Raw genomic sequence first — 17,470 nt, 5'->3', positions numbered from 1 at the left:
TCCCGCGACCTCAGGCGCCTCGACGGCGCCGGGAGGCGGGTCGGCGCCGCCGAAGCCGTCTCTCTGGCAAGATGACACCCGGACCTGCACGGCGGACCCGCGCCCTACTTGCCGACCGGTCGGTTGGCTCGCTAAGTAGGGCCGCGGGCCGGGCAGGCGCCGCTTGCTCGGAAGACCCCCGCCGCCGATGGATCGCAGGCTCCAGATCTATCGGGAGGCGTCGGCCCTGATCCTGGAGCGCGGGTTCGCCGGCGCGTCCATGAGCGACATCGCGGTGGCCGTGGGCCTCACCAAGGCCGGGCTCTACCATTTCGTCTCCAGCAAGGAGGATCTGCTCTACGAGATCATGCTGCACGGCATGGCCAAGCTGGAGCACGACGTGATCGCGCCGGCGCTCGCCGAAGCCGATCCCGCGACGCGCCTGGAGGTCATCGTCCGCCGGCACATCCGCAACGTGGTCGGCGCGGACAGCGCCCTGCGCAACCCGATCTCGATCGTGATCGACGAGCCCCAGGGGCTCAGCCCCGAGCGCCGGCGCGAGATCGACGCGCGCAAGCGCCGCTACATGGACCTCATCCGCGACACGCTGACGGCCCTTCAGGCGCGCGGCGTCGTGCGGCCCGAGCTGAATCCCACCGTGGCCGCGTTCACGATCATCGGCACGATCATGTGGGTCGCCCGCTGGCGACGGCCGAACGGGCGGCTTTCGCTGGACGAGATCTCGGACCAGATCGTCGGGAACCTGCTCTCCGGCCTCCGTGGCCCGGCTGCGTGAGCCCGGACGGGCGACGTCACGCCCGTCCGGGGCAGGTCACCACTTGTAGCGCACCTGCGCGCCGAACAGCCGGGGCTGGTTCCAGCGCCGCACGGTCTCGGACTCGAAGATGATGTAGTCGTAGTCGGTGGCGTTGGTGGCGTAGAGCGCCGCCTCGATCGACCCGTTCTCGACGCCGATCCGGGCGTCGACCGTGTAGCTGTCGTGCAGCTTCGGGAACTGTTCGATCTCCTGGATGCCGCCCTTCTGGAAGGAGTAGGTCACGTTCGCGAAGCCGCGGAAGCCGCCGACCAGGTCGTGGCGGTAGTCCAGGTTGAGCGACCCGTTCCAGACCGGCGTCTGCGGGGTCGTGGCGCCCTTGAACCGTCCCGCCACCACCTTGCCCTTCTGCCGGGCCGCGTTGGCGTTGATGCGCAGGCCGCCGCCGAAGAGGTCGAACCGCATCGCCACGTCGGCCTCGACGCCGTTGATCTCGGCCTTGCCGCCGTTGATCAGGAAGCTCGTGGACGACACCGGGCAGACGGGGTTCGTCGCCAGGCAGCCGTTGTCCTGCTGGACCAGGAAGTCCTTGATGTCGGTCCGGTACACCGAGGTGGTGACGTAGATGTTGGGCGTGATGTTGCCCTTGGCCCCCAGTTCGTAGGTCGTCGACTTCTCGTCGCCGAACGCGGGCGGGATCGGGATCGGCTGCCGCGGGTCGCCGGCCGCGGTGTTGAAGCCGCCGGCCCGGACGCCCGTGCCCACCTTGCCGTAGACCAGCCACAGCGGCGTCGGCTTGTAGCCCGCGGTCAGGTTGAAGATGGCCGAGTCCGGGGACGAGCGTGCGGAGGTGATCAGCCGCGCGCCGGTGGTCACAACCGCGCCCGTCAGCCGGTCGAACCGGTTGGTCTGGACCTCGCGCTTGTCCTTCGAATAGCGGCCCTCGGCCTCGAGGTTGAGCTGCTCCGTGACCTGGTAGCCGACCGAGCCGTACACCCCGACCGAGCGGATGCGGGCGAAGGTGGGCGTGTAGTTCCCCGTCGACCGGTTGGCGGCCGTGGGCGTGCGCGTGGTGAAGTTGGCCTGGTTCTGCTTGATCTGCAGCAGCTCCGCGCCGGCCAGCCAGGTGAACCCGTTCACCTCCGCGCCCGTCAGGTGGATGTCCTGGAACAGGATCTCCGCGAGGTTGTGGTTCTCGTTGCCCTGGTTCGTGTCGGTCAGCAGCAGCTGGTTGCCGCGGGCGCGCTGGGCGGCCAGGGCCACCGGGTTGGTGGCGTCGCTGTCGAAGTTCGAGAGCGACTTGCGGCGCCTGTACATCGACGTGGAGTCCACCGACGCCCAGCCCAGGTCGTACGCCACGGCGAGGTTGATGGTGGCGATGTTCTGCTTGGCGCCCGGCGGCGTGTTCCAGTCGGATTCGTACTTCTTGCCGAAGAGCCCGAGAGGATAGCCGGCCGCCGCGTTCGGCTGGATCGCGTAGGTATAGAAGAGCCCGGGAATCCGCGCGATCTGGTTCTCGGCCAGGAGGTTGATGACAAGGCCGTCCTTGTCGTAGCGGATCTGGCCGCGGAGCAGCGAGCTCTCCTCGTCGTCGTGGTACTGATCGGTGAAGGGCGCGTAGAAGAAGCCCTTGCCCTGGGTCACGCCCGAGGCGCCGAGGCGCACCGCCACGCTGTCGGACAGCGGCACGTTCACCACCAGCTGCAGCTGCGAGCGGTTGTTCTCGAACCCGTACTTGAAGTCGGCGAAGCCCGAGAACGACTGCGTCGGCGTGGCCGAGATCACGTTGATCGAGCCGCCGACGGCGTTCCGCCCGTAGAGCGCCCCCTGGGTGCCGCGGAGGACCTCGACCCGGCCGATGTCGAAGAGGTCGGCGGTGGAGAAGTTGCGTCCGCCGAGATTGCCGCCGCCGCCGATGTAGGCGCCGTTGCGATAGAGCCCCACGGCGGCTTCGGCCGAGGTGCCCCGGCTGGTGCCGGCGCCGCGCAGCGAGATCTCGGAGTTCGCCGGCGTGCTGGTGTTGAAGTAGCGCAGGCCTGGAACGGTGGAGAGCAGCGTCTGCACGTCGCTGACGCCGCCCCGCGCCTCGAGGCCCTCGACGTCGAGGACCGACGCGGCCACCGGGACGTCGCGCAGGCGCTCCTCGCGCTTGCGGGCGGTCACCAGGACCTCGCCCACGTCGACGGCTTCGGAGGCGCCGGCCGTCTGCGCGCGCGCCGCCTCGGGCGACCCCGCCCCGGCCAGCGCGACCACCGAGGCGCAGGCGAGCCATGTCAGGGCGCCGGAACGGCGCGTGTCCGGGCGAACGGCGTCTGCAGCGAATGATCCCACGGTTTCCCCCTCGTGCGTCTGGACGTCCGGCCCGAGGGCCGGCGCCGGCGGTTGGCCCCGCCACTGCAGCCTCACTCTACACCGGTTCGCCGATCCGACAACCAGCTTACCGACCGATCGGTTGGGACGCCGATCAACGGCCCCGGTGGCGATCGAAGAAGCGCAGCTGGGCGTCGGCGAAGTCCGAGCGCATCTGATGCGCCGACCACGCGATCAGGAGTTCGTCCATCACGTCGCGCGAATGGGGGCCGGCCGGGATCATCCGGGCGAGTTCGGCCATCTCGGGCCGGCCCAGCACAGGGCGATCCCGGAACACGAGCCGGCGCCCGGCCGCATCCAGGACGGCGGCGTCCACGAGTCCCTGGAAGATCGCGCGCCGCGCCTCGTCGCCGAGACCTTCGATGGCGCCGAAGGTCGCGGGCGAGACCGCCTGCTCCCGCGGCTGGTGAAGCTCGACCGTCGCGCCGGTCTCGGCGAGGCTTCGGGCCACGTCCCCCACGGTCTGGGCCGAGACGAGGCCGTCGTTCTCGCCCAGGACCAGGAACATGGGCGGATAGTCGCGCGCCGCGACGGCCGGGGGCCGCGCGGCCGCCGGGATCGGGCCCATGTAGTCGGCGATGGCGCGCACCGGCAGGCCCGCCCGCAGGGCGCCCACGCCGAAGACGTTCGCGAACCCGCCCCCGTTCGACATGCCCGTGGTGAAGACCGCAGTCGCCCGCTCGATCTCGCCGCGCCGGATCAGGGTCTCGTGGAGCGCCAGCATGTAGGCGACGTCGGCGTTCTCCGCCGACCCGACGCTGCCGAGGTCCCACTGCACCGGCGCCGTGCGGCGCCCGGACGGCGCGGCCGCGACACCGTAGCCGCGCGCCAGGAGCTTCCCGGTCAGGATGCGCGTGTGACGGCGCGTCGCGAAGGCCTCGGAGCCGCCCGTCCCGTGGAAGAGGTAGACCAGCCCGACCGGCTTCCGGGGGATGTTGCGGAGGGTCGGCCGGCCCTCGATCGTCTCGCGCACCTCGGCCCCCGCCGCCGCGAAGCCCATCGCCGGCGCCGCCGCCAGGCCGGCCAGAACCTCGCGCCTCGCAAAGGCCATCCGCATAGCCGCAGCTCACCTACTAACCGATCGGTCAGCGCCAAGTCATGGCACCGCCTGCGGCGCGGCGCAATCTCCGAGAGCACAATTTGAAGATGGATTCCGTCGGTGCTATGCCGCCGACGCAGGCCCCGTCAGACGACGCCCGCCCCGGCCAGCCAGACGCGGCGCCGGCGACCTCAGATGGCCCGGAGACGCTGGATTGACCTCGGCGACGCGCACTTCCCGCAAGGCGAAGGCTGACACGGGCGCCGGGGCGGCGAAACGCAGCGCAGGAGCCAAGGGCCGCAAGCCGCCGGCCGGCGAAGGCGCGGACCTGGTCGTCGCCAGCCGCGAGGGCCCGCGCGTCGCCGGCGACAGGGCGCGCCAGATCTACGTCCACGCCTCGCGGCTGTTCGTGGAAAAAGGCTATGCCGCCACCTCCATGAGCGACATCGCCGAGGCGGTGAAGATCACCAAGGCCGGCCTCTACCATTTCGTGAAGGGCAAGGAGGACCTGCTGTTCACGATCATGTCGTTCGGGATGGACGAGCTCTTCGACGAGGTCGTGCACCCGGCGCGCGAGGTGGCCGATCCCGAGGCCAGGCTGCGGCTGATCATCCGCAACCACCTCACGAACATCGGGCGGGTCTCGTCGCGGTCCGGCAACCCGGTGACGATCGTCGCCGACGAACCCGGCGGCCTGGGACCGAAAAAGCGGCGGATCATCAATGCGCGCAAGCGGGAGTACTTCGAGCTCATCCGCGGGACGTTGTCCGAGCTGAAGGACTCCGGCGCGGCGCGGGCCGACCTCGACGTCACGGTGGCCACCCACTGCATCATCGGCGCGATCCTGTGGATGGCGCGCTGGCGCAAGCCGAACGGCAAGCTCTCGCTGGACGAGATCATCGAGCAGATCATCGCCATGCAGCTCGGCGGCCTGATGCGCCGCTGACCGGCGGACTCCGGCGCGGGCGTTTGACACTTACCGATCGGTAGGTCACCTTTCCGGCTCGTGTTGGAGTCGCGTCATGGCCCTGCGCCTCGGCAAGTTCGCCTTCGTGGCCCTGGGAGGCGTCGGCGGACTCCTGGTCGGCTCGCTGTATCTGGCCGCGGCCGCGAGCGAAGGCCGCGGCGGGCCCCGCGCTGCAGAGCCCCGGCAAGCCGTCCTCGTCGCCATCCCCGGGGGACGCGTCCAGATCGGCGACGACCGGGCGCCGCCAGACGAGCGCCCGCAGTTCATCTACGAGGCCCGGCCCCTGCTGATGGACCGCACCCCGGTCACCGTCGCGCAGTTCCGCCGCTTCGTGCAGGACACCGGCTACCGCACCGACGCCGAACGCTACGGCACGGCCAGCGTCTTCGATCCCCGCATCGGCGGCTGGCTCGAGGTCGAAGGCGCCGACTGGCGTCGTCCGGAAGGGCCCTCGGGCGCAGCGGCGGCCGACGACCACCCGGTTACCCAGGTCAGCTGGCGCGACGCCGACGCCTTCTGCCGGGCGTACGGCGCCCGCCTGCCCACCGAGTTCGAGTGGGAGCGCGCCGCCCGCCTCGGCCAGACGCCGGAAGGGCACGTCTTCAAGCTGGGGGACTCGCTCAAGGGCGGCGGCCGCTACCTGGCCAACGTGTGGCAGGGCCCCTTCCCGCTGCACAACAGCAACGAGGACGGCTTCCGCACCACCGCGCCGGTGGGCGCGTTCGGGGAAGCGCCCTCGGGCCTCACGGACATGGCCGGCAACGTCTGGGAATGGACCGCGTCCTGGTACCGGCCGTACGACGCCGCGAAGCCGGCCGACCGGGGCATCGGGGAACGGGTGCAGCGCGGCGGCTCGTTCCTCTGCGACCCCACCTTCTGCCAGGGGTTCCGGGCGACGGCGCGGGCCCATGCGACGCCCGAGAGCGCCCTGATGCATGTGGGTTTCCGCTGTGTCGTGGAGCCCTCGAAGTTCACCGCGCGCGCCGGCCGGCTGGCGCAGCGCCGCACCTGACATGCCTGACGGACGGAGAGCCGAGATGCGCGGAACATTGGGATCTGGCCTGGCGGCGCTCTTGTGCGCGGCCCTGGCGCTGGCCGGCTGCACGGGCGCCGGCGGCGGGCAGCTGGGCAAGCCGCGCGCGGCGCAGAAGCAGCCGAACGTGATCGTCATCATGGCCGACGACCTGGGCTATGCCGACATCTCGGCCTACGGCATCCGGCGGATCAGCACCCCCAACATCGACCGGATCGGCAACGAGGGCGTGAAGTTCACCGACGGCTACTCGACCGCCCCCGTCTGCAGTCCCTCGCGCGCCGGCACGCAGACCGGACGCTACCAGCAGCGCTTCGGCTTCGAGTTCAACAACGGGCCCGCGTCGCGCGACGCGCAGGAAGGCCTGGGCCTCGACGTCAACGAGATCACGCTGGGCAGCGGGCTGAAGTCCAACGGCTACCGCACCGGGCTGATCGGGAAATGGCACCTGGGCGCCCAGGCCCAGTTCTACCCGACCAACCGCGGCTACGACGAGTTCGTCGGCCTGCTGAGCGGGGCGACCAGCTACATCGACATCCGCCGGCCCGAGGTGGTCAACTTCGTGAACCCGCGCCGCGAGGGCGAAGGCGGCAACGCCGCGCGCCGCAACCAGTACACCCAGATCGTCGAGGGGCCCGAGCGGAAGGTGGTCGACAACCACCAGGAGTACCTGACCGAGTACTTCGGCCGGCGCGGGGTCGAATTCGTCACCCGCAACGCGGCGTCGGATCAGCCCTACTTCCTCTACCTCGCCTTCACCGCGCCCCATGATCCCCTGACGGTGACCCGGAAGTACTACGACCGCTTCCCGCACATCAAAGACGAGCAGAACCGCATCTACGCGGCGATGGTTTCGGCGCTCGACGACGCGGTCGGCGAGGTCCTGAAGGCCGTGGACGCCTCGGGCGAGGCGGAGAACACCATCGTTTACTTCATCTCGGACAACGGCTGCGCCTCCTACTATCCCGGCATGTGCGCCTGCGAGCCCCTGCGCGGCGGCAAGCTCACGCACTACGAGGGCGGCGTGCGCATTCCCATGATGATGCGGTGGCCCGCGCGCCTGAAGGGCGGTCAGGTCTACCGGAACGTCGTCTCCACGCTCGACATCTTCCCGACGGTGATCGCCGCGGCCGGCGGGTCGCTGCCCACGGACCGGGTCTACGACGGCGTCGACCTGGCCCCCTACCTGACCGGCCAGAAGACGGGCGTCCCCCACGACGCCCTGATGTGGCGCCGGCGGCCGCTGGCCTCCATCCGCCAGGGCGACTGGAAGCTGTGGAAGAGCCTCGACGGCAAGTACACGCTGCTCTTCAACCTGAAGAGCGACCTCAACGAGACGACGAACCTCGCGGACAAGCACCCCGAGAAGGTCCGCCAGCTCGAGAAGGCCTTCGATCAGTGGTCGCGCGACATGCAGGATCCGCGCTGGCCGTCCCGTCCGGCCACCACCTACAACGTCTGCGGGACCCCGTTCACGGTGCCCATCTGAGGCCCTGCCGGCGGGGGGCGGCGCGATGGACTTCGCCATGACGACGCAGCCGGCGCGCGCGGGGCGGCGCCTGCTGGCCCTCGCCGTCCTAGCGGCGCTGCTCACGCTCATGGCCGGTCGCGGCGGCCAGGCGCACGACCTGCCGCACGCGCTCGCCGAGGTGCGGATCGCCCCGGGCGGGACCCTGGACGTGGCGCTCCGGGTCCATCTGACCCCGATGATCCTGGGCGCGCCCCAGGCCGCGCCCGACGAGGCGGCGGCGGGCCGTCTGGCGGCCCTGAGCGACGCGAAGATCGCCGCCCGCGGGGCCGCCGTCGAACGGCAGCTCGCGGAGATGCTGACCCTGCGCGCCGACCGCCGCGTGATCGAGGACCTGACGGTCAGCTTCCCATCGCCCGCGGACGTGCGCGCCGAGGCCCTCACGCCGCGCGGGAGCCCGCAGCCGTCGGCCCCGATCCGGATCGCCGCCCGCGCGCCGCCGGGGACGGTGGCGATCGACATCGCGTTGCCGCCCAGCCTCGGGCCGGCGTTCGTCTCCGTGCGCTATCCCGACGGACGGACGGTGACCGCGCCGCTCACGGACGGCCAGCAGAGTCCCGCGTTCCGCCTCGCCGGGCCGCGCCCCTGGCTGGACGCGGCGCAGGAGGCGCTGCGGTTCCTGGGCCTCGGCTTCGGCCATATCGTCCCGGGCGGACCGGACCACCTCCTGTTCATCGTCGCCCTGGCCATGGGCGCGCCGCGGTTCGGGCCGCTGGCCCGGCTCGTCACGACGTTCACCGTCGCCCACTCGATCACCCTGAGCCTCGCCGCGCTGGGGTTCGTGGCCGCGCCCGCCGCGCTCGTGGAGCCCGCCATCACCCTCTCGATCGCCTTGGCGGCGCTGATGTCGCTGCGCGGGCCCGAGGCCGTGGGCTGGGGACGCCTCGCGCTCGTCTTCGGGTTCGGGCTCCTGCACGGCCTGGGCTTCGCAGCGGCGCTGCGCGACGCGGGCCTGCCACGGGGCGCCGAGATCGCCGCGCTGGCCGCGTTCAACATCGGGGTCGAGGTCGCCCAGCTCTCGGTCATCGCCACGGTCGTCGTCGCGCTGCGCCTCGCCGCCCGGGTCTCGCTCGATCCGCAACGGCTCCGGCGCCCGGTCGCCCTCGGCGCGGCGCTGATCGGGGTCGTCTGGACCGCACACCGCATCGTCATCGAGTTCGGCCCGGCCGCGCCGGGCCTGGGAGGCACGCCATGACGCCTATGAACCGCCGCCGCGCGCTGCAGGCCCTGCTGGTCGCCGGCGTCGCCGCGCCCCCGCTCGGGTGGGCGGCCACGCAGACGCTGCTCAAGCCCGAGCCTGCCGCGCCCGGCGACCACATGAGCGGCTCCCTGCGACGCCAGGTCGAGACCCTGAAACAGGACGTCGCGGCCCGGCCCACGGACCTCTCGAACGTGCGGCCGCGCAGCGCGGTGCTCTACGCGTGGATGAACGCGCTCTCGCTGACAGGGATCTACCTGCATCCGGACCTGCCGTCGGTCATCACCGGCGTCAACGCGCCCGGCTTCCCGACCATCGGCGAGCGCGCCCGCGCCCGCAGCCTGGCCGCCATCGACCAGTTCGTCCGCACGCTCTCGGCGCTGGAGAAGAACCCCCGGCTCTGCGGCGAGGTGACGGCCCGGACGGAGGGGCCCTGGCACGTCGACAGCTACGTCCAGTTCGAGCAGACCTACACCGTCGGCGAGGCCCCGATCCGCGTCGGCGGCGGCGTGGTGCTCCCGAACCACTTCTACTTCTCGTTCGCCGAGCTGCAGGCCGCCGACCCCCACGCCGACAACTACGTGTCGTGCCGCACCTCGAACCGGGCGGTGAGGATCGTGCGCGAGACCTATCCGATCGCCGGGATGTTCTCGACCAGCCTGGGCATCGGCGAGATGCCCCGCGTCTTCTTCAAGGTGGCGGAGGGCGAGCTTCGCCCCGGCGACACGGTGACGGTCACCTACGGCGACCGGTCGCGCGGCAGCAAGGGCCTGCAGCTGTTCCAGGTCTCCAACACCGCGGTGCGGTTCCCGTTCTGGATCCTGACCGAGGCCAACGGACTGCTGCTCACCCCGCGCGAGGTCAGCCAGCCCCTGCTGGGCGGCCCGGCCGGCGGCGTGCACGGCTTCGCCCCCTCGATCGTCGGCGTCGACGAGCCGTTCGAGGTGTCGATCCGCACGGAGGACCGCTTCCGCAACCTCGCCACCGGCGGCGCGCCGGCCTGGATCGTAAAGCTGGACGGCCGGGAGTTCCGCAGGATCCCCGCTTCGGCCCAGGCGATCACGGTCCTCAAGGACGTCCGGATCGCCGAGCCCGGCGTGCATCGCTTCGAGATCGTCTCGGAGGACGGGCGCTTCATGGGCGAGGCCAACCCCGTCCTGGTGGAGGCGAAGCCGACCACCCGCATCTACTGGGGCGAGACCCACGGCCACTGCGGCTTCTCGGAGGGCATGGGGACCGTGGACGGCTACTTCCAGTTCGCCCGCGACGAGTCCCGGCTCGATTTCGTCAGCCTGACCGAGCACGACCTCTGGATGGACGCCCACGAGTGGGAGCAGATCCGCGAGGGCGCGCGCAAGTACGACCAGCCGGGCCGGTTCATCACCTACATGGGCTACGAGTGGACCGTGCTCGCGGCCTACGGCGGCCACCACAACGTGATCTTCCGCGGCCTCGACAAGGTGGAGCCGGTGCCCAGCCAGCTCTACCCCGCCCTGCCCGACCTCTACCGCGGCCTGCGCAAGCACTACGCGCCGAAGGACGTGCTGGTGATCCCGCATGCGCACATGACGGCCGACGCCAGCCAAAACGACGCCGGCCTCGAACCGGTGGTGGAGATCGTCTCGGAGCACGGGGCGTTCGAGTGGCTGGGCCGGCGCTACCTCGCCAACGGCTTCCAGCTGGGCTTCGTGGGCGCGGGCGACGACCACCTGGGCCACCCGGGCTACAAGATGCGGCCGCTGGGGCGGTTCTATTTCGACGGCACGGGCGGCGTCGCGGCCGTCATGGCGCCGCGCAAGGACCGCGACATCCTGTTCGACGCCATCAAGCAGCGCCGCACCTACGCCACCACCAGCGACCGCATCATCCTGAAGGCCACGCTCGATGGGCACGAGATGGGCGCCGTGACCCCGGCCGGAGCGCGCCGCAGGATCGACGGCGTCGTCCACGGGACGGCCCCGATCCAGTCGATCACCCTGGTCAAGAACGGGAAGGACCACGAGGTCCGCGCCTTCGACACGCCCGCCGGCGCCGCGGACGGGACGTTCGTGGAGGTGGAGTTCTGGTCGACGTCCGAGCCCGCCAGGCTGCTCGAGCCCTCGCGCGCGGGTCGCGCCTGGACCGGGACGATCAAGGTCGCCGGCGCCCGTATCGAGGCCGCCTACAGCCCCCAGGTGGAGGCCCTCAATTACCTGACGGAATGGGTGCGGCCGCAGCCTGGCGCAGCGGACACCGTGACGTTCCGGCTGGCGACCCGCGGCTTCGCCAAGGCGGTGCGCCTCAAGCTGGCCGGCCCGGCGACCGGCGCGAAGGTCGAGGTGACCCTCAACCAGGGCGGCGCCACGATCCTGCAGGAGACGCTGGAAACGCCCGCCGCCGCAGCCGAGCCGCGGCGCCTCGCGGTGAAGCCCGCCCTGAACGCCTCGGGGACGACGAGCGCCTCCAGCGCCTCGGACGACAGGATCACGGTGCGCCAGATCACGCCGGCCGTGGAGCGCGACCGCACCTTCAGCTTCGCCGACGCCGAAGCGCCGAAGGACGGCGACAGCTACTACGTCCGCGTCGTCCAGGCCGACGGCGCCACCGCGTGGTCCAGCCCCTGGTGGGTCGGACGCGCCACGCGCCGGCGATGAAGGCGGTCAGACCGCCGCCGCCAGCTCTGACGCCTGGTTGATGGCCTGCTTGGCGTCCAGCTCGGCCGCCTCGAAGGCGCCGCCGACCAGGGTCGCCTTCACGCCCAGCCGTGTCAGCTGGTCGTAGAGGTCGCGCTTGGGGGTCTGCCCGGCGCAGACGATCACCGTGTCCACCTCGAACAGGGCGGGCTGGCCGCCAACCCGCGCGTGCAGGCCGGCGTCGTCGATCTTCACGTACTCGACGCCGTTCAGCATCTTCACGCCCCGCCGCTGCAGGATGAGTCGGTGGGTCCAGCCCGTGGTCTTGCCCAGCGACTTGCCGATCGGATCGCTGCGGCGCTGCATCAGGGTGACCTCGCGGCCCGAGCTGGCGACCTGCGGCGTGACGCCGGTGACGCCGCCACGGGGATGATTGCGGAAGTCGATGCCCCATTCCCGGGCGAAGACGTCGATGTCGAGCGAGGCCGAGGTCCCGGCGTGGGTGATCAGCTCGGCCACGTCGAAGCCGATGCCGCCGGCGCCGATGATCGCCACCTTCTGCCCCACGGGCTTCCGGCCCTCGATCACGTCGATGTAGCCGGCCACCTTCGGGTGGTCGATGCCGGGCAGGTCAGGCGTGCGCGGCTCGATGCCGGTGGCCACGATCACCTCGTCGTAGCCGGCCTTCAGGTCCTCGGCCGAGACCTGCGTCCCGAGCCTCACGTCGATGCCCAGCACCTCGATCCGCCGGCGATAGTAGCGCAGCGTCTCGTCGAACTCCTCCTTGCCCGGGATCCGCCGGGCCAGGTTGAATTGGCCGCCGATCTCGGCGGCGGCGTCGAACAGGGCGACCTTGTGCCCGCGCTCGGCCGCGACGGTGGCGTAGGCCAGCCCCGCCGGTCCTGCGCCCACCACCGCGATGCGCTTGGCGGCCGTGGCCTTCGGGTAGTTCAGCTCGGTCTCGCGGCAGGCGCGCGGGTTGACCAGGCAGCTGGTCAGGCGGCCGGTGAAGGTGTGGTCCAGGCACGCCTGGTTGCAGGCGATGCAGGTGTTGATCTCGTCCTCGCGGCCCTCGAGCGTCTTCTTCACCAGGTCGGGATCGGCCAGCATCGGCCGGGCCATGGAGACCAGGTCGGCGTCGCCGCGCGCCAGCACCTGCTCGGCCACGGCGGGCATGTTGATGCGGTTGCTGGTGATCATCGGCACGCCCAGCTCCTTGCGCAGCCGGCCGGTGACCCCGGCGAAGGCGGCGCGCGGCACCATGGTGGCGATGGTCGGCACCTGGGCCTCGTGCCAGCAGAAGTGGGTGGAGACGATCGTGGCCCCGGCCTCGACCACCGCCTTGCCCAGGCTGACCACCTCGTCCCAGGCCAGGCCGTCCTGCAGCATGTCCATGGCCGGGATGCGGAAGATGACGATGAAGTCGAGCCCCACGGCCGCGCGGACGCGGCGCACCACCTCGACCGGGAAGCGCATGCGCTTCTCCCAGGTCCCGCCCCACTCGTCGGTGCGCTGGTTGGTCCGCTCCACCAGGAAGGTCGACAGCAGGTATCCCGCCGAGCCGATGATCTCGACGCCGTCGTAGCCGGCCAGCTGGGCCATGGCGGCGCAGTTGGCGAAGTCCGACAGCTGCTTCTCGATGCCCGCCGCGTCGAGCTCGTTGGGGACGTTCGGCGCGATGCGCGCGCGGATCGCCGACGGGGCCACCGCGTCGGGGTTCCGGGCCAGCGAGCCGGCATGCAGGATCTGCAGGCAGATCTTCACGTCGGGATCGGTGGCGCGCACCGCCTGGGTCACCATGCGGTGCTGTTCGGCCTCCTCCGGCGTCGAGAGCTTGGCGCCGCCGCCGGCCTCGCGGTTCGGCCCGATGCCGCCGGTGATGATCATGCCCACGCCGCCGCGGGCCCGTTCGGCGAAATAGGCCGCCTGCCGCTCGAACCCGCCGGGGATGTCCTCCAGCCCCGTGTGCATCGAGCCCATGATCACGCGGTTCTTGATGCGCGTGAACCCGAGGTCCAGCGGCTCGAACAGGTGCGGGTACTTGGTCGTCGCGCTCATCGGGCCCCTCCGCCGTCGTCTCGACCGACCTTTGTCAGCCGTCCCCCAAGGTCAAGCCAGAGGGGACTGCGCGCGCTGCGCCGCGGCCGGCCTCAGTTCGGCGGGTTGTGCTTTTCGATGAAGGCGACGACCGCATTCAGCATCTGCTCTCGCGCCTGGACACGGGTTGGGCGATGTTCCCGCGAGGCCTGCACCAGGAGCTCGGCCGGTCGCCCGGCTTTCCGCAGAGCCGCGGCCATCGCCTCCGTCCGCTCCAGCTGCGCATCGCCGGACTCGAACTGGTGCACAAGCAGCACGGGGCCCGGATCTCGGCGGCCCGCTTCAACGGCGAGTACGTCACGAGCCGTGGATCCTCCGGCCCATCGACGCCCAGTGCGCGCCGGGCGCGTTCCGCCTCGTCAGGCCGCAGGTCGCGAGGCCAGGTCAGTTCGAAGAAGCCGTCCAGCGACACACCGCACCGGTACACGTTCGGCTGCAGCATCAGGCCGGTCAGCGCGGCGTAGCCTCCATAGCCTTCGCCAACGATGCACACGCGCTTGGGGTCAATCGCGCCGCTGGCGGCCAGCGCGTTGACGGCGTCGGAAAGATCGGTCTGCATGCGCCGCCCGATTTCACCCTGGCCGGCGGCGGCCAACGCGGCGCCAAGGCCTGGCGTTCCGCGGTGGTTCAGTTGCAGGACAGCGTAGCCCCGCGACGCCAGGGCCTGGGCGAACCAGTCGAACACGGGTGTCGCGTGGCGCCCATCGTGCGGCAGGACGATCAGCGGCAGGTCGCGGGCTTGGGCGCGTCCTGGCGGGCGGGTCAGGTAGCCGCTGAGATCGAGCCCGTCCGAGGCCTTGACGCGCACCCGCCCGAGCAGCGCCACATCGGCGTCGGCAAGACCGGCGCGTTCGGGACCGATCCACTCAGCGCGACGATGCCGATAGTCGTAGAGGCCAAACCCGGGCGCACGGCCGGGCGTATCGACCAGCGCGGCGGTCACTGCGCGGTCGTCCGACCACGAGAAGACGTTGAGGGAGAGCGCCGGATAGGCCACGCGCAGAGCGGCGTAGACAGCCGCATCGGCCGCATCGAGGTAGACCGTGGCGAAGCTGTCGCCGTCCCAGCCGGCATGGCCGATCGCTCGGCCGGTCTGCGGATCTGAGACCACGCTGTGATGGGCGGGCCACTCCAGCCTTTGGATCGGACCTCCGTCCAATGGGGCCAGGAGAAACTCGGCCGGCGAACCCTCGCCCGCACGTCGATAGACGATCGAGCGGCCGTCCGGGCCCAGGGCCACCAGCGTGGCGCGAACGGTGGGGGCGCCCGCAGCCTCGACGTCGCGCCACCGGTCTCCGACCCGGACGTCCACGCTGGTCCGTCGGGTCTTCTCATCCAGCATCTCGCGGGCGACGACTTCGCCCCGGTCGTCGACGAGCCACCTGGTGCTGCCCCAGACCGCCCGCTGGACGAGCCGGCTCTGGCCTGTCGCGAGATCCACCTGGTAGACGGCCGCAAAGCCCCGGTTGTCGACGTACTGCACGCTCTCCAGAAACACCGCCGGACGCCCGCCCACCTGCCGCACCATGGGCGCCCGCAGCACAATGTTGAGGTCGTGGGCCGCTCCGTCCAGCAGGGGCCGGATGCGCTGGGCGGCCAGGTCGAAGACGTGCACGCGCCGCCAGTCGCGCAGGCCGCCGGACACCCGGGGCGGATCGAACCGCACGAGGGTCGTGATCAGCAGGTGGTCCTCGCCGGCCCAGCGGATCGCTTGCACTGGAACATCGCCGAACGTCGCGCGGGTGATGAACCGGCGCCCGTTGAGATCCTGTACGGCGACACTCCGTCGCTCGCCGTCCGTGGTGACCAAGGCCAATCGCGCGCCCGAGGGCGACACCGTCACGTTCTCGATGCTCGCCGGACGCCCGTAGACCTCCAGGGGAGCCGACCAGGCCGCCGCGCCGACGGTGAGGACCAGGCATGCGAGCAGGAGGGCTATGCGGGTCATCGCGGCGTTCAGTTCGGCGGGTTGTGCTTTTCGACGAAGGCCATGGTGGCGGTGAGCATCTGCAGGCGGGTCTCGCCGCGCGAGAGCCAGTGGTCGGCGCCCTTCTGGACGACGAGCTCGACCGGCTTGCCCGCCTTCTGGAGGGCCGCGGCCATGATCTGGCTCTGTTCGACCGGCACGACCGTGTCGTCGCGCCCGTGGATCAGGAGGATCGGGGCGTCGGCCTTCTCGGCGTTGAGCGCGGGCGAATAGGCGGCGAGCGACTCGACGCCGTCGCTGTCGACGCCCATGAACCGGCGCCAGTAGCGGCCTGCATCGGCGCCGCTGCGGGACTGCGAATAGCTGATCAGGCGCCTCAGGTCGCTGACCCCGCCGAACGAAACGGCGCAGCGGTAGACCCCGCGGTCCAGCGTCGGACCGGCCAGCGCCGCATAGCCGCCGTAGCTCGCGCCCACGATGCACACGCGCTTCGGGTCTATCGCCCCTTGAGCGGCCAGGTGGCGCACGCCGTCCGACAGGTCGGTCTGCATCTTGCGGCCCCACTGCCCGTAGCCCGCCTCGAGCAACGATCGTCCCAGGCCTTCGGAACCTCGGAAGTTCACCTGCAGCACGGCGTAGCCGCGCGAGGCCATCCCCTGCGCCCACCAGTCGAAGTCGGGGGTGTCGCGCGACGCCGGCCCCCCGTGCGGGAAGACGATGAGCGGCAGGTTGCGGACCGCCTTTCCGCGCGGCGTGGTCAGGTATCCGGTCAGCGACAGGCCGTCGGCGGCCTTGAAGCGGACAGGCTGGCGGGGCGACACGTCCGCCGCAGTCAGGTCGACATACTGGGCGCCCAGCCAGTCTGCGCGGCGCTCGCCGAGGTCGACCACGGCATAGCGGGGCGCGTCGGCGCCGGACTCCACCAGCACCACGATGCGGCGACGGTCCGTCGACCAGGACTCCAGCCGGACCCGCTGCCCGGCGTAGGCGTCGACGATGGCCTGCCACGCGCGGGCGTCGGCAGGGTCGTGGAAGGTGTAGCGGTCCTCGTCGCCCGCCAGCAGGTAGTGCCCGATCATCCGACCGTCGAGCGCGGCGCGGATCGGCGCGGGGTTGTTGTCGACGTCGAGCGGCTGGGACGTCCCGTCAGCGCCAGCCTGGCGCCACCGCCAGCGCCGGGCCTCGTCGAGTTGGGCGTAGACGACCGAGCCGCCGTCCCGCCCCAGGCCCACCATGAACGGCCGGTCCAGCTTCTCCCGCGCGGTGACGACGTCGCGCCAGCCGTCCGGGCCGCGCATCCGCAGCGTCCACCCGCCGCTGCCGGGATTGTAGAGTTCCTGCGCGAGCGGGCGGCCCTCCGGGTCCACGACCCAGTCGATGGTTTCCGGGCTGCCCTCCTCGACGAGGCGATTGGCGCCGGTCTCGGTGTCGATCCGGAACAGCGACAGCCGGCCGCGGCCCGCCGAGAACACCACCCCCTGGACGAAGACGGCAGGGTCCCCGCGGTGGTTGCGCACGATCGGATAGTCGAAGATCGACGACAGGTCCGCCTGCGAGTTGCGCATGAGCGGGGTCATCTTCTTCGTGGTCAGGTCGATCATGTTGGCGAAGAACCACTCGCGGAAGCCGTTCTGCACCACGAAGGAATTGCTGGTCGCGGAGTGGACGATCACCAGGCGCTTGTCGCCGGCCCACTGGACGTTGCGGATCTTGTGGTCGCCCAGGAGGCCGCGAAGCGTGATCGCCCCGCTGCCGAGGTCGCGAACCACCAGGGTCCGCTGCTCCCCGTTGGTGACGACCACCGCCACGGCGTGGCCGCTGGGCGAGATCACCGCCGTCTCGATCGACGGCAGCTTGCCGTAGGCGGCGAGCGGCGCCGCGGCGGCGGGGGCCGCCTGGATCCACAGCAGCAGTGCGAGCAGGCAGGCGATACGCGTCACGGGGA

11 protein-coding genes are annotated in these 17,470 nt (G+C 71.2%); 6 read left to right on the top strand and 5 right to left on the bottom strand.

Translation table 11 applies throughout. The annotated features are described in order from the left end of the window. The first annotated feature begins 187 nt into the window (after positions 1-187). Complete coding sequence (locus AC2D8W_RS19935; RefSeq protein ID WP_293479329.1) at positions 188-775, top strand: TetR/AcrR family transcriptional regulator; 588 nt, start codon at positions 188-190, stop codon at positions 773-775. A gap of 36 nt (positions 776-811) precedes the next feature. Here AC2D8W_RS19935 and AC2D8W_RS19930 read toward each other — a convergent pair whose 3' ends face one another. Further along, positions 812-3,085, bottom strand: coding sequence for a TonB-dependent receptor (locus AC2D8W_RS19930; protein WP_484672998.1), 2,274 nt, complete (start codon positions 3,083-3,085; stop codon positions 812-814). Positions 3,086-3,218: 133 nt separating this feature from the next. Then, positions 3,219-4,181: an alpha/beta hydrolase family protein gene (locus AC2D8W_RS19925; protein WP_484672997.1), complete on the bottom strand. Its 963-nt coding sequence runs from the start codon at positions 4,179-4,181 to the stop codon at positions 3,219-3,221. Between the two features lie 196 nt (positions 4,182-4,377). On the opposite strand from AC2D8W_RS19925, the gene AC2D8W_RS19920 reads away from it, so the two are divergent. The 5 genes from AC2D8W_RS19920 to AC2D8W_RS19900 all read left to right on the top strand — a co-directional run bounded on the left by AC2D8W_RS19920 (position 4,378) and on the right by AC2D8W_RS19900 (position 11,522). Then, entirely contained in the window at positions 4,378-5,109 is a 732-nt protein-coding gene (locus tag AC2D8W_RS19920; protein ID WP_484672996.1) for a TetR/AcrR family transcriptional regulator, read from the top strand. Between the two features lie 76 nt (positions 5,110-5,185). Continuing rightward, positions 5,186-6,142 carry a formylglycine-generating enzyme family protein gene (locus AC2D8W_RS19915; protein WP_484672995.1) on the top strand — a complete coding sequence of 319 codons (957 nt, stop codon included), beginning with the start codon at positions 5,186-5,188 and terminating at the stop codon, positions 6,140-6,142. A 25-nt stretch (positions 6,143-6,167) separates the two neighbouring features. After that, a complete protein-coding gene (locus tag AC2D8W_RS19910; RefSeq protein WP_484672994.1) occupies positions 6,168-7,652 on the top strand; it encodes a sulfatase family protein in 1,485 nt (494 codons plus the stop codon). Between the two features lie 37 nt (positions 7,653-7,689). Next, on the top strand, positions 7,690-8,886 hold the full coding sequence (locus tag AC2D8W_RS19905) for a HupE/UreJ family protein (RefSeq protein WP_484672993.1): 1,197 nt from the start codon (positions 7,690-7,692) through the stop codon (positions 8,884-8,886). After that, positions 8,883-11,522, top strand: coding sequence for a DUF3604 domain-containing protein (locus AC2D8W_RS19900; protein WP_484672992.1), 2,640 nt, complete (start codon positions 8,883-8,885; stop codon positions 11,520-11,522). The genes AC2D8W_RS19905 and AC2D8W_RS19900 overlap by 4 nt, the downstream gene beginning before the upstream one ends. 6 nt (positions 11,523-11,528) lie before the next feature. Here AC2D8W_RS19900 and AC2D8W_RS19895 read toward each other — a convergent pair whose 3' ends face one another. The 3 genes from AC2D8W_RS19895 to AC2D8W_RS19885 all read right to left on the bottom strand — a co-directional run bounded on the left by AC2D8W_RS19895 (position 11,529) and on the right by AC2D8W_RS19885 (position 17,465). Beyond that, entirely contained in the window at positions 11,529-13,559 is a 2,031-nt protein-coding gene (locus AC2D8W_RS19895) for an oxidoreductase (RefSeq protein WP_484672991.1), read from the bottom strand. Between the two features lie 136 nt (positions 13,560-13,695). Continuing rightward, positions 13,696-15,546 carry an alpha/beta hydrolase family protein gene (locus AC2D8W_RS19890; protein ID WP_484672990.1) on the bottom strand — a complete coding sequence of 617 codons (1,851 nt, stop codon included), beginning with the start codon at positions 15,544-15,546 and terminating at the stop codon, positions 13,696-13,698. An 8-nt stretch (positions 15,547-15,554) separates the two neighbouring features. After that, positions 15,555-17,465, bottom strand: a complete 1,911-nt coding sequence (locus AC2D8W_RS19885; RefSeq protein ID WP_484672989.1) for an alpha/beta hydrolase family protein — start codon at positions 17,463-17,465, stop codon at positions 15,555-15,557. Positions 17,466-17,470: the final 5 nt, after the last annotated feature.

It is taken from the genome of Phenylobacterium sp. T106, assembly GCF_057219735.1.
This window is presented reverse-complemented; position numbering and strand designations above follow the sequence as displayed.